12 protein-coding genes are annotated in these 12398 nt (G+C 69.2%); 6 read left to right on the top strand and 6 right to left on the bottom strand.

What is annotated here, in order from left to right; translation table 11 throughout:
- From E7742_RS22320 to E7742_RS22310, 3 genes are read left to right on the top strand one after another with little or no spacing between them, the layout of a single operon-like run.
- Window positions 1-1176 (top strand): thiolase domain-containing protein, encoded by a 1176-nt coding sequence (locus tag E7742_RS22320; protein ID WP_137800940.1) that lies wholly within the window; start codon window positions 1-3, stop codon window positions 1174-1176.
- 14 nt (window positions 1177-1190) lie between these two features.
- Entirely contained in the window at window positions 1191-2054 is an 864-nt protein-coding gene (locus E7742_RS22315) for a TIGR03619 family F420-dependent LLM class oxidoreductase (RefSeq protein WP_137800939.1), read from the top strand.
- A 9-nt stretch (window positions 2055-2063) separates the two neighbouring features.
- Entirely contained in the window at window positions 2064-2483 is a 420-nt protein-coding gene (locus tag E7742_RS22310) for a nuclear transport factor 2 family protein (RefSeq protein WP_137800938.1), read from the top strand.
- Window positions 2484-2654: 171 nt separating this feature from the next.
- On the opposite strand, the gene E7742_RS22305 is transcribed toward E7742_RS22310, so the two are convergent.
- On the bottom strand, window positions 2655-3908 hold the full coding sequence (locus tag E7742_RS22305) for a cytochrome P450 (RefSeq protein ID WP_137800937.1): 1254 nt from the start codon (window positions 3906-3908) through the stop codon (window positions 2655-2657).
- Between the two features lie 173 nt (window positions 3909-4081).
- On the opposite strand from E7742_RS22305, the gene E7742_RS22300 reads away from it, so the two are divergent.
- The 3 genes from E7742_RS22300 to E7742_RS22290 all read left to right on the top strand — a co-directional run bounded on the left by E7742_RS22300 (window position 4082) and on the right by E7742_RS22290 (window position 6504).
- Window positions 4082-5245: a steroid 3-ketoacyl-CoA thiolase gene (locus tag E7742_RS22300; protein WP_137800936.1), complete on the top strand. Its 1164-nt coding sequence runs from the start codon at window positions 4082-4084 to the stop codon at window positions 5243-5245.
- A gap of 16 nt (window positions 5246-5261) precedes the next feature.
- On the top strand, window positions 5262-5732 hold the full coding sequence (locus E7742_RS22295) for a nitroreductase family deazaflavin-dependent oxidoreductase (protein WP_137800935.1): 471 nt from the start codon (window positions 5262-5264) through the stop codon (window positions 5730-5732).
- 100 nt (window positions 5733-5832) lie between these two features.
- Window positions 5833-6504 carry a GNAT family N-acetyltransferase gene (locus tag E7742_RS22290; RefSeq protein WP_137800934.1) on the top strand — a complete coding sequence of 224 codons (672 nt, stop codon included), beginning with the start codon at window positions 5833-5835 and terminating at the stop codon, window positions 6502-6504.
- A 68-nt stretch (window positions 6505-6572) separates the two neighbouring features.
- Here the strand turns inward: E7742_RS22290 and E7742_RS22285 are convergent, their stop codons facing one another.
- The 5 genes from E7742_RS22285 to E7742_RS22265 all read right to left on the bottom strand — a co-directional run bounded on the left by E7742_RS22285 (window position 6573) and on the right by E7742_RS22265 (window position 12344).
- Window positions 6573-7799, bottom strand: a complete 1227-nt coding sequence (locus E7742_RS22285) for a vWA domain-containing protein (protein ID WP_137800933.1) — start codon at window positions 7797-7799, stop codon at window positions 6573-6575.
- Window positions 7796-9037: an AAA family ATPase gene (locus E7742_RS22280; protein WP_137800932.1), complete on the bottom strand. Its 1242-nt coding sequence runs from the start codon at window positions 9035-9037 to the stop codon at window positions 7796-7798. The genes E7742_RS22285 and E7742_RS22280 overlap by 4 nt, the downstream gene beginning before the upstream one ends.
- A 77-nt stretch (window positions 9038-9114) precedes the next feature.
- Window positions 9115-10491, bottom strand: a complete 1377-nt coding sequence (locus E7742_RS22275; protein ID WP_137800931.1) for a hypothetical protein — start codon at window positions 10489-10491, stop codon at window positions 9115-9117.
- Window positions 10492-10647: 156 nt separating this feature from the next.
- A complete protein-coding gene (locus tag E7742_RS22270; protein WP_137800930.1) occupies window positions 10648-11562 on the bottom strand; it encodes an SDR family oxidoreductase in 915 nt (304 codons plus the stop codon).
- Window positions 11559-12344, bottom strand: a complete 786-nt coding sequence (locus E7742_RS22265) for an SDR family oxidoreductase (protein ID WP_137800929.1) — start codon at window positions 12342-12344, stop codon at window positions 11559-11561. The genes E7742_RS22270 and E7742_RS22265 overlap by 4 nt, the downstream gene beginning before the upstream one ends.
- Between the last annotated feature and the right edge of the window lie 54 nt (window positions 12345-12398).

Genomic DNA, 12398 nt, shown 5'->3' with positions numbered 1-12398 from the left:
ATGGCCAAGCAACTCGCCGCCGTCCTCGGCACCGGCCAGACGTACTACGTCGCCAAGCGTCACGACGTCACGATGGCCGGACTGGTCCGCGAGGCGATCGACCGCGCGATGGCCGACGCCCAGGTGGGCTGGGACGACATCGACGCCATCGTCATCGGCAAGGCCCCCGACCTGTTCGAGGGCTCGATGATGCCGGAGCTCGCGATGTCGGATGCGTTGGGCGCGCAGGGCAAGCCGCTGCTGCGTGTGCACACCGCCGGCTCGGTCGGCGCGTCGACCGGCAACGTCGCGACCAGCCTGGTGCAGGCCGGAATTCACAAGCGCGTTCTCGCCGTGTCGTGGGAGAAGCAGTCCGAGTCCAACGCGATGTGGGCGCTGTCCACCCCGGTGCCGTTCACGATGCCGGTCGGCGCCGGCGCCGGCGGGTTCTTCGCCCCGCACGTGCGCTCGTACATCCGCCGGTCCGGAGCCCCCGACCACATCGGCGCCATGGTGGCCGTCAAGGACCGTCGCAACGGCGCCCTGAACCCGTACGCACATCTCAAGCAGCCCGACATCACGGTCGAGTCGGTGCAGGCGTCCCAGATGCTCTGGGACCCCATCCGTTACGACGAGACCTGCCCGTCGTCGGACGGCGCGTGTGCAATCATCATCGGCAACGAAGCCGCCGCGGAGGAGGTCGTCTCGGGTGGCCGCAAGGTGGCGTGGATCCACGCCACGTCGATGCGCACGGAGCCGCTGTCGTACGCCGGTCGCAACGTCGCCAATCCGCAGGCCGGTCGGGACGCGTCGGCCGCGCTGTGGAAGGCTGCGGGCATCACCGACCCGCTCACCGAGATCGACGAGGCGGAGATCTACGTGCCGTTCTCGTGGTTCGAGCCGATGTGGCTCGAGAACCTCGGGTTCGTGCCCGAAGGCGAGGGCTGGAAGTTCACCGAGGCCGGCGAGACCGCGCTCGGCGGACGTCTGCCGGTCAACGCCTCCGGCGGTGTGCTCTCGTCCAACCCGATCGGCGCGTCCGGCATGATCCGCTACGCCGAGTCGGCGATGCAGGTCATGGAACGCGCGGGCGATCACCAGGTCGACAGTGTCCGTAAGGCGTTCGGGCATGCATACGGTGGCGGCTCGCAGTACTTCGCGATGTGGGTGGTCGGCGCCGACCGTCCGACCAACTAGGAGAGGGTCCCACCATGAAGTTCACCGTCGGCATCGCGATGAGCCCGCTGGACCAGCTGACCGCCCTGGCACAGACCGCAGAGGAGGTTGGCTTCGCGAACATCGCGCTGCCCGACTCCCTGTTCTTCATGGAGACGGCCGCCGCGGACTACCCGTACACCCCAGACGGCTCGCGCATGTGGAATGCCGAGACCCCGTGGGTGGACCCGCTGATCGCGGCGGCCGCGATGGGCGCTGTCACCAGCACCATCGGCTTCTACACCAACGTACTCAAGCTCGGTTCACGAAATCCCCTGCTGCTCGCTCGGCAGGTCGGTTCGGTCGCCAACCTGACCGGGAACCGGTTCGGCTTCGGGGTCGGAATCGGCTGGGCTCCGGAGGAATTCGAGTGGTGTGGCGCGCCGTACAAGAAGCGCGGGGCCCGCGTCGACGAGATGATCGAGATCATCAAGCTCGTGCTGGACGGCGGCATGGTCGAGTTCCACGGTGAGTTCTTCGACTTCGACCGCCTGCAGATGAGTCCGGCACCGAGCAAGCCGGTGCCGTTCTACGTCGGCGGCCATACCGAGGTCGCGCTCAAGCGCGCGGCCCGGATCGGCGACGGTTGGACGTCGGCGATGATGAAGTTCGACGACCTGGTCGCCACGATGGCCCGCCTCGACGAGCTCCGTGCCGAATACGGCCGCGCGGAACTGCCTTTCGAGATCCAGGCGGTGTGCATCGACCGGTTCGGCAAGGATGGCTACGCCGAGATGGCCGAGGCCGGAATCACGGACAGCATCGTCGTCCCGTGGATCTTCGACGGCCTCGGATTCGACGCGCCTCTCGAGGCCAAGCAGGATTCGCTGCGCAAGTTCGCCGATCAGTACATCCACTAGGAGTACGGTATGACGACAACCGACACCGAGCATCCTGCGCGCATCGCCGCGAAGGCGTCGCAGTCCGCCGCGAGTGGAAAGCGCAAGGAGGAGTGGCTCGATCTGTTCGCCGAAGACGGCTGGGTCGAGGACCCGGTCGGCCCCTCGGGCTTCGATCCCGAGGGCAAGGGCCACCACGGCCGCGAGGCCATCTCGAAGTTCTACGACATGACGATCGCGAACACCGACTCGCTCGAGTTCATCGTGAACGATTCGCTGGTGTGCGGCGACGAGAACGTCAACATCGGCACGATCCGAACGGTCGTCGCCGGCAACCAGATCGACGCCGAAGGCGTGTTCGTCTACCGCGTCGATGCGGCCGGCAAGCTGAAGTCGCTGCGCGCGTTCTGGGAGGTCGAGCGGGCGATGAAGACGTTGAAGAAGGTCTGAGTTTCTCGAACACGTCCGCGGGGCGGTCACCGAGTCGGTGACCGCCCCGCTGTCGTTGTGGGCGGGCATCTTCCGGCGCCGATGAAGCCTTGTGCGGAGACGACAAAGCGGTAGCGCCGGCGAGGGATGAGGGAACTCGCCGACGCTACCGCGTCTGTGTCGGATGGACGCCTAGTGTTCGACCGGGCAGCCGGAGGTCTTGTAATCGACCTGGTACTCCTTGATGCCGTTGAGCCAACCGGAGCGCAGACGGCGGGTGTCGCCGGCCTCGGTGATGTCCGGCAGGAAATCGGCGATCGCGTTGAAGATCAGGTCGATCTCCATGCGCGCCAGGTTGGCGCCGAGGCAGTAGTGGGCGCCGGTACCGCCGAACGACAGGTGCGGGTTGGGATTCCGCGTGATGTCGAACTTGTGCGGCTCCTCGAACACCTCTTCGTCGAAGTTCGCCGACACGTAGCTCATCACCACGCGCTGGCCCTTCTTGATCTGCACACCACCGATCTCGGTGTCCGCGAGCGCGGTCCGCTGGAACGATGCGACCGGGGTGGCCCAGCGGATGATCTCGTCCGCCGCCGTCTTCGGACGCTCCTTCTTGAACAGCTCCCACTGCTCGGGGTTGTCCATGAAGGCCTTCATGCCGTGCGTGGTCGCGTTGCGCGTGGTCTCGTTGCCGGCCACGGCGAGCACGATGACGAAGAAGCCGAACTCCTCCGGGCTGAGCACGTCACCGTCGACGTCGGCCTCGATGAGCGTCGTGACGATGTCGCTCGTCGGGTTCTTCTTGCGATCCTCGGCCATCTGGTACGCGTACCCGAGGATCTCCATGGATGCGGCAGCCGGATCGATGTCGGCGAACTCGGGATCGTCGTACGACGTCATCTGGTTGGACCACTCGAAGACCTTGCGCCGGTCCTCCTGCGGCACACCGATGAGCTCGGCGATGGCCTGCAACGGCAGCTCTGCGGCCACCTGGGTGACGAAGTCGCCGCTACCCTCCGCAGCGGCGGCCTTGGCGATGGCCTCGGCGCGGTCGCGCAGTTCGGCCTTGAGCCCGTTGATGGCGCGGGGCGTGAAGCCGCGCGCGACGAGCTTGCGAAGCTTGGTGTGCTCCGGCGCATCCTTGTTCAGCAGCACGAAACGCTGCAGTTCGATCTGCTGGCGCTCCATGTCGTCGGCGAAACGCGGGATGGCGGTGTTCTCCCACGTCGAGAACACGTCGCTGCGCATCGAGACGTCGCGGATGTCCTCGTGGCGGGTCACCAACCAGTAGCCACCGTCGTTGAAACCGCCGACTCCGTCGGGCTGATCGACCCAGTACACCGGCTGCGTCTTGCGAACCTCGGCAAGCTCTTCGACCGGGAGTCGGTGCGCGTAGATGTCGGGATCCGTAAAGTCGAACCCTGCGGGAATGTTGGGCTGCGCCACTGCTGTCTCCTGCCCTCGCGACCAGGCGCGAAGTGATGTGGAACACGTTCTATATGCATTGAAGCACAGAGCAACGATCAGGGAAAGGTTCGGCGAAGATCCCGCTCACCGAAGCTTGCCTGACCGAGAGAACCTGTTCTATTTTGCGAACAGGAGAAGGAAAGGAGCCCGCCGTGGGCACACCAGTTATCGTCGAGGCAGTTCGCACCCCGATCGGAAAGCGCGGTGGTTGGCTGTCCGGTCTGCACGCGGCCGAGATCCTCGGGGCCGCCCAGAAGGGCATCGTAGACCGCGCCGGGATCGATCCGGCGTTGGTCGAGCAGGTCATCGGCGGGTGTGTCACGCAGGCCGGTGCGCAGTCCAACAACGTCACCCGTACCGCGTGGCTCGCGGCGGGGTTGCCGTGGCAGGTGGGCGCCACCACCATCGACTGCCAGTGCGGCTCGGCGCAGCAGGCGAACCATCTGATCGCCGGGCTCATCGCGACCGGCGCGATCGACGTCGGCATCGCGTGCGGCGTCGAGGCCATGAGCCAGGTGCCGCTGGGCGCCAACGTCGGGACCGAGGCCGGTCCGCGTCGGCCGGCTTCGTGGGACATCGACATGCCCAACCAGTTCGAGGCCGCCGAGCGAATCGCCAAGCGCCGCGGTCTCACCCGCGAGGACCTCGAGGTGCTCGGCGTGCAGTCGCAGGCCCGCGCCAAGCAGGCGTGGGAGGAGGGCCGGTTCGACCGCGAGATCGTCCCGGTCACCGCGCCGGTCATCGGTGCGGACAAGCAGCCCACGGCGGAGACCGACGTCGTCAGCCGTGATCAGGGGTTGCGGGACACCACCGCCGAGTCCCTCGCCAAGCTCACGCCGGTCCTAGAGGGTGGCACCCACACGGCCGGCACGTCGTCGCAGATCTCGGACGGCGCCGCCGCCGTCATGCTGATGGACGAGGACCGCGCCCGCGCGCTCGGCCTGACGCCGCGCGCCCGAATCGTCAGCCAGGCGCTCGTGGGCGCCGAGCCCGAGTTCCACCTCGACGGCCCCGTCCAGGCCACCTCGCGGGTGCTCGAGAAGGCCGGTATGAAGATCGGCGATCTCGACCTGTTCGAGGTGAACGAGGCGTTCGCGTCCGTCGCGCTGTCGTGGGCACAGGTCCACGGCCCCGACATGGCGAAGGTGAACGTCAACGGCGGCGCCCTGGCGCTCGGACATCCTGTCGGCAGCACCGGCTCTCGTCTCATCACGACGGCCCTGCACGAGCTCGAGCGGCGCGACGGCTCCACCGCGCTGATCACGATGTGCGCGGGCGGCGCACTGGCCACCGGCACGATCATCGAGCGGATCTGACAGGAGCTGCACTGACATGACGACTCAGCGCCCGTCGGGGCTCGATTCGAAGTACACGGTCGACATCATCAAGTGGATGTCGCGGATCAACGTGAAGCTGTATCGGGCCACCGGCGGGCGACTGGGTGGCAAGTGGCGAGTGGGTAGCGCGTTCCCGTGGGGGATCCCCGTCTGCCTGCTCACCACGACGGGCCGCAAGACCGGACGGCCTCGGGTGAGTCCGCTGCTGTTCCTCGAGGACGGCGACCGCATCGTGCTCGTCGCGTCGCAGGGCGGCCTGCCGAAGAACCCGATGTGGTACCTCAACATTCGGGCGAACCCGGAGGTCACGGTCCAGGTGAAGTCGCGGGTCCGCAAGATGCGGGCGCGGGTGGCCACGGAGGCCGAGCGTGCCGAGCTGTGGCCCCGGCTGGTGGACCTTTACGCCGACTTCGACAACTACCAGTCGTGGACCGATCGGCAGATTCCGGTGGTCATCTGCGAATAGCGCGCGGCACTCCCCCAGCCGGGCTCGGGCGGGAATAATGGACGTCCAGGCCCGGCACATCGGCGCCGGGTACCCGGTTCTCGAGGAGGAATGTCGCGACATGACAGTGAAGAACCACGACCAGGTGATCGACCGGCGTGAGATCGCTTCGGCGCTGTTGAAGGCGCTCGACCGGCGCCACGAGGTGTTGGACGCCATCGTCGAGAGCAAGGATCGTGAGGCGGCTGTCGCCGCGGTACGCGAGCTTCTCGACACCACCGAGTTCTGCGCGGACGCCGTGCTCAATCTGCGTTTCGATCGGCTGACGGCCCGCGAGCGCGACCGCATTCGCACCGAACTGGAGGACCTCGACGCGACGCTGCAGTGGCTGCCCGACCAGCGACCGTACAGCACGGGCGCGGGAGTTCGCCTGCGCCCCTTCACCGATTCGGACGCCGACTCCGAGCTGTTCCGCGCGCGGTGCACCGAGCGGTTCGACGACAACGGTGAGCCGTGGGACCCGGACCGGGTCGAGAGCGAGCGTCAGGGCGGCCTGAAGCGCATGGACGACGAGTCGGCGGCGTGGTTCGTCGCGGAGTGCACCACCGGCGACGCCCCGGACAGTGTGGGCCTGGTCTTCGGCGAGCAGACCGGCAACGAGGTGGACGTCGCGATCTGGGTGGCCCCGGACGCCCGCAAGCAGGGTTACGGCACCGCGTCGCTGAAGCAGGCGCGCAGCGAGCTGGCCGCCTACTTCCCCGGCAGTGTGCTGATCGTCCGCACCCCGGCCTAGGCACTTCGCGCCCGTGCGCCCTTTCGGTAGCCGCCACTACCGGAACGACGCACGGGCGGCAGAGCCGCTCAGCCGATCTGCACCACACGAGCCCACTCCGGTGGCCGATCGGGGACGTACTCGTCGTCCCGCCGAGGGTGCGGACCCACCCGGGGGAACAGGCCCACCACCGTTCGACATCCGGGTCGATCGACCGGCCACGGGGTCTGCCCGTCGGTGAGGACGACCACCACGTCGGGGCGGGGTCGGCCGCGCACTGCCGCGGCGAACCCGGCACGCAGGTCGGTGCCCCCGCCTCCGAACAGCGGAATGTCCTCGGCCCGACACAGCGGGTGCACGACCCGGGCCGCCGCATCGCACGAGAGCACCGTCACCAGGTCACGCCGCCCGCCCACGGCGCGCGTTATGGCCGCCACCTCGAGCAGCGCGCTGCCCAGATCCGTGTCGCTGACCGATCCCGACGTGTCGACGACGACGCTGACCCGAGGTGGCGTGCGCCTCAGGCTCGGCAGGATCGCACCGGGCACGGCCGCCGAACGCCGCGCCGGGCGCTGGTAGGTGTAGTTCTCGCCGGTGCCGGAGGAGGAGGTGGCGGAGCGGATCGCCGCGCCCAGCAGCGCTCGCCACGGCTGCGCCGGGTGCAGCGTCTCCTGCGCCCAGCGCCGCCATCCGCGGGATGCCTGCCCGGGCCGTCCGGTGATGCTCTGCGCCACCCGGAACCGGACTGCGTCGCGTTGCTGGTCGGTGAGCGCGTTCGCGCCGGCGGGGCCGAGTTCCCACTCGCGACACAGACCGTCGGCGCCACTGCCGCAGTCGAGCCACGTCAGCCCGTCGGTGCGGGGGCCGAGACGGAACTGGCGCAGGTAGTCCTCCATGAGCTGGTCGCCGGGCAAGCCGAGGGTCGCGGGCAGCACGGCGTCGTCGGGTAACGGCAATCCGTCGCCGAACGCGTCGTCGTTGATCTCCGCGTCGGCAGCGAGGTTCATCCGTAGCCGCTCCGCGGGTCCGGTCAGCTTGTGGGCGCGGGCGTAGCGATCGCTGCGGCCGTGGTGGTCGCGCAGCAGGTGCGAGACCCCGTGGACCAGGTGCGAGGCCAGGACCTCCACCGGCCGCTGGGCGACGAACGCCGGCGAGGCGTAGCAACGCCAGTGCCGGTCCACACTCATCGTCGGTACCCGCGGCGACGCGACGATGTGCAGCGCGTACAGGGCAGTCGCCAGATAGGGCCGGGCGCGGACGGCGTGCAACCGCGCAGCATAGATCTTCTCCGGGTCGAGCGGGGTCGCCGCGGTCATCTTTTCACCTGCACGCCGGCGCGGTCGGCGGCCCGGTCCGCCGCCTGTGACACGGACACGACACCGGTCAGTCGATCGACGGCCGCCGGCACCTCCCAGTCGTCCCGGCGCAAGGTGGCCAGGGTGGTGGCCGGCACGACCACGAGATCCGGCGGTCCGGTCCGCACCGCGGCCACCAGCAGCGTCCACGCGGCATCCCAGCGACGCCTCTCCGGCTGCCGCCGGACGGCGGCCACGACGGCGTCGAGCACGGCCTGACGCAGGTCGCCGCGTTCGGGCAGGTCTGCCGCCGCCGGGTCGGCGAGCAGCGTCTCCGGGTCCGGGAGGTCCATCCGGTCGATGGCGGCCAGCAACTCGAAACCGGCGCCGTCGCCGACGCTGCCCCGCACCAGCAGGGACAGGACGTCGGTCGACGCCGAGGCGGCGGTGGCGAACGCGATCAGCCGGACAGTCATGTCCCAGCTGCGCGGCGACGGCCAGGCGCCGCCGCGGCGAGTCTGGCTGCCGGGAAGTCGGTGTACCAGCGCGGGGCGAACGGTCAGCAGCTCGCAGACCGCGCGGCGGGCGAATGTCACTGCGGAGGAGAACTTCTCCGGGTCGAGGCGAGGCAGTGTCGCGCGGGGCCAGGTGCCACCGAGACCCCGGACGACCACCTCGTGATCGTGCGTCCAGTGCAGGTGCACGAATCGGTTGGCCAGCGGTGCGCTCAGTTCCCAACCGTCCGCTGCCGACGACGGCGGGTTGGCGGCGGCGACGATGCGTACCCCGGGCGGAAGTTTCAGGGACCCGATTCTCCGCTCGAGGACGAGCCGCAGCAGCGCCGCCTGCACGGCGGGCGGCGCGGTCGACAGTTCGTCCAGGAACAGCAGTCCCCGACCGGCCTGCACGAGCCGGACGGCCCAGTCGGGCGGGGCCATCGGGACCCCGTGGGTTGCCGGGTCGTCCCCGAGGACGGGCAGACCCGAGAAGTCCGACGGCTCGTGCACGCTTGCGATGACGGTGGTCAGCGGCAGGTCCAGAGCCTCGGCGAGCTGGGTCAGGGCGGCGGTCTTGCCGATGCCCGGTTCACCCCACAGCAGTACCGGCAGGTCCGCGGCCACGGCGAGGGTGAGCGCGTCCAACTGGTCGTCGGGGCGGGGTTCGGAGTCGACCGTGTCCAGCAACGCCGAGAGCGCGGCGGCGCTGTCGAGCTCGACGGTCGCGGACGGGGGCGGAAGAAGTGCGGAAGACATGTGCATCACCTGTGGTGTCGAAGGAGTCACAGCGCGCGGGCGTTCGATCACGCTGCGCGACAGATTGTTCGGAGATAGCGAGATCAGCTGGACAGGGCGCCGCGCGACCGTCGGCCGCGTCGGGGACGCGATGCGGGCGGTGCCTCCGGTGGCGTGGAACGGAATCGGTCGTACGTGTCGTGACGATCGGCGCACGCCCGGAGTTCGTCCAGCAACGGTCCGTCACGGAGGACGGCGTCCGGGCCGAGAAGTTCTTCGACGACTGCGAGCGCGCCCGCGGTGTCTCCGTGGTCCAGGCGTTCGCGGACGCCGGGTAGACAGTCGGGACGGCGGTGGGCCCGGTCGATGGCCTGCAGGCACGGGAGCGGTGTTCCGCCCAGCGCGACGAGCAGTTCCTCGCGCCGGATCTCGGCGGGGTCGTGATCGAGAGCGGTCAGGGCACCGTCGGACAGTCCGATCCGGTGTCGCTCCCCGCGGCAGTCCACCAGATGAATGCGCTTCTCCGGGCGCGGTGTTCGGGTTCCGAGCGGCGGCTCCCACCCCGGCTCCAGGGCCGCGGCGACCAGCGGGTGCAACCGGTCGGCGGTGATCGCTCCCGATCTGAGCAACTCGAGATCGGGCGGCACGCGGATCGCTGCATCGGGAAGCACCGGGAGGGCAGCGAGTCGTCCCCGCGGGTAGTCGTCCACGAGCCGCAATCCGGCCATGTCGATGCCCGCGGCCGGTTCCACCACCAGGTCGGCGGAACTCCCGCACCGCACCCGCACCGGTCCGTCGCGAAGCCCGTCCGCGCGCAGCAGGATACCGATTTCGGCCGCCCACCGGTCGACGGCGCAGCCGTCCGGCACGACTTCCGTGAGAGCCGGGTCGAACCCGGCATCTCCTGCCGATTGCGATGCGCCGCAACGCCTTCGCAGATCACCGCATCGGCGCGCATCCCACAGGTGTCGATGGAGGTCCAACCGGTAACGCCGGTTGGGCCGGAAATGCGGGTGGGATTGCCGGGAGGCGCCGGAGCCGTCCCACAGAGTCAGCACGATCCGCTGCCCGGCGTCGGCCCAGGCCGGGGCGGTGCGGGCCACGAGGTACACCGAATCGTTCTCGGCACAACGTCTTCGGTGCCGAATCGGTCCGTACCGAGCCAGTGCGACGGTCAGCCCGGGGCGCAGGAGCCCGTCGGGTGCCACCCGCGGTAGGTGCCATCGCAGCAGGTCGGGCGCCAGATGTCGCAGGTCGGCCAGGACCCGCGTCGCGACGGCGCGGCCGTGTTCACGGGCGAGGGCGTGCAGATCGATTTCGGCATCGAAACCTGCTGCGGCACAAGCGCCGAACCAGTCGCCGACACGACGGCGGGCGGTGGCGGTCTCGATCATGGAGGGCGGCACAGCGAACTCTCGCGCGCGCAGCCAGAAGGACAGTCGGGGTTCTATCCCGCTCACGGTCGGAGGGTGCATCAGCACTCACCGTGTGTGAACTGGGCCCCCAATCTTTGATCAGAGTAGGTAGTCATCGTCGCAAGCGTAGCGTCCCGCGGCGATCTCGGCCAGAGCAGCAAGCTGCCCGTGCGCCTTTTCGGTAGCTCCAGCTACCGGAAAGGCGCACGGGCTGGGGGCCGCCTACGCGCCGTAGACCGGGGTCGGGGTCTCGGCCTTGGACAGCAGGTCGGCGACGACCGGGCCCAGTTCCTTGGGATCCCAGCGGTCGCCCTTGTCCTGGGTGGGGCCGTGGCGCCAGCCCTCGGCGACGGTGATCTTGCCGCCCTCGACCTCGAAGACGCGTCCGGTGACGTCCTTCGACTCCGCGGAGCCCAGCCACACGACCAGCGGGGAGATGTTCTCCGGCGCCATCGCGTCGAAGCCCTCCTCCGGGGCGGCCATCGCCTCGGCCATGGCGCCGCCGGCGCCGACGGTCATGCGCGTGCGGGCGGCGGGGGCGATCGCATTGACGGAGACGCCGTAGTTCTTCAGCTCCGCGGCGGCCTGGATGGTCATCTCGGCGATACCGGCCTTGGCCGCAGCGTAGTTGCCCTGGCCGATGGAGCCCTGCAGGCCCGCGCCCGAGCTGGTGTTGATGATGCGGGCATCCACCGGACGTCCGGCCTTGGACTCGGCACGCCAGTACGCGGCGGCGTGGCGCAGCGGGGCGAAATGGCCCTTGAGGTGCACGCGGATGACCGCGTCCCACTCTTCCTCGCTCATGCCGACGAGCATGCGGTCACGCAGGAAGCCGGCGTTGTTGACCAGGACGTCCAGGCGGCCGAAGTTGTCCAGCGCCGTCTGGATCAGGTTCTGGGCACCCTCCCACGACGCGACGTCGTCTCCGTTGGTGACGGCCTCGCCGCCGGCGGCCTTGATCTCGGACACAACCTGCTCGGCAGGGGTCTCGCCGGTGGTGGAGCCGTCGCCGCCGACACCGATGTCGTTGACGACGACCTTGGCGCCCTCGGCCGCGAAGGCCAGCGCGTGGGCGCGACCGATTCCACGGCCGGCGCCGGTGATGATGACGACTCGGCCGTCAAGCAAACCGCTCACTTCTTCTCCTCTGTAGTAGCCGCGGCCAGGAAGGCCGGGCGCTCGCCGCCGCCGTGGACGGTAAGGGTCGAACCGCTGACGTAGGCCGCCAACGGTGATGCCAGGAATGTCGCACAGTTGCCGATGTCCTCGGGACGCGCCATCCGACCCAGCGGGACGGTGGCGCCGACGGCCTCGATACCGGCTTCGTCGCCGTAGTGCAGGTGACTCAGCTCGGTCCGGACCAGGCCGACGACGATCGAGTTGACCCGCACCTTGGGGGCCCACTCGACGGACAGGCTCGCCGCGAGGGAGTCGATGCCGGCCTTGGCCGCGCCGTAGGCCGCGGTGCCCGGCGAGGGTCGGCTCCCGCTGACGGAGGAGATCATCACGATCGATCCGCCGTCCTCCTGCTTCTGCATGACCGCATTGGCGATCTGCGAGATCAGCAGCGGTGCGAGCAGGTTCAGCTCGACGATCTTGGAGTGGAACTTGGGGCCGGCGTCGGCCGCCATCGCGAACGGGGCACCGCCGGCGTTGTTGACGACGGAATCCAGGCGCCCGTACTTCTCGACGATCCGGTCGATCATCGACTGCACCTGTTCGGGGTCGCGGACATCGCACGCGATGAAGTCGACACCACGGCCGTCGACCTCGATGGGCTCGGCGGTGTCCTCCCTCGGACGCCGCGCGCACGTCACCACCGTCGCCCCCGCACGCAGGAACGACCGGCTGATTCCGGCGCCGATTCCGCGCACTCCACCGGTCACCAGCACGACCTTGCCTTCGAGACCGAGATCCACCTTATTCCTCCCTGCAGCGGCACGCGTCATTCGCGCCTGTCTGTGATAACTTAC

Origin of the sequence: Rhodococcus sp. SGAir0479 (genome assembly GCF_005484805.1) — a bacterium.
In the GTDB taxonomy this organism is placed as follows: Bacteria; Actinomycetota; Actinomycetes; order Mycobacteriales; family Mycobacteriaceae; genus Prescottella.
This window is presented reverse-complemented; position numbering and strand designations above follow the sequence as displayed.

Bases quoted from the DNA above. Each gene is read 5' to 3' on its own strand.
- E7742_RS22290 (WP_137800934.1), top strand. From the start codon at position 5,833: ATGACAGTGAAGAACCACGACCAGGTGATCGACCGGCGTGAGATCGCT.
- E7742_RS22310 (WP_137800938.1), top strand. From the start codon at position 2,064: ATGACGACAACCGACACCGAGCATCCTGCGCGCATCGCCGCGAAGGCG.
- E7742_RS22295 (WP_137800935.1), top strand. From the start codon at position 5,262: ATGACGACTCAGCGCCCGTCGGGGCTCGATTCGAAGTACACGGTCGAC.
- E7742_RS22285 (WP_137800933.1), bottom strand. From the start codon at position 7,799: ATGACCGCGGCGACCCCGCTCGACCCGGAGAAGATCTATGCTGCGCGG.
- E7742_RS22280 (WP_137800932.1), bottom strand. From the start codon at position 9,037: ATGCACATGTCTTCCGCACTTCTTCCGCCCCCGTCCGCGACCGTCGAG.
- E7742_RS22315 (WP_137800939.1), top strand. From the start codon at position 1,191: ATGAAGTTCACCGTCGGCATCGCGATGAGCCCGCTGGACCAGCTGACC.
- E7742_RS22320 (WP_137800940.1), top strand. From the start codon at position 1: ATGGCCAAGCAACTCGCCGCCGTCCTCGGCACCGGCCAGACGTACTAC.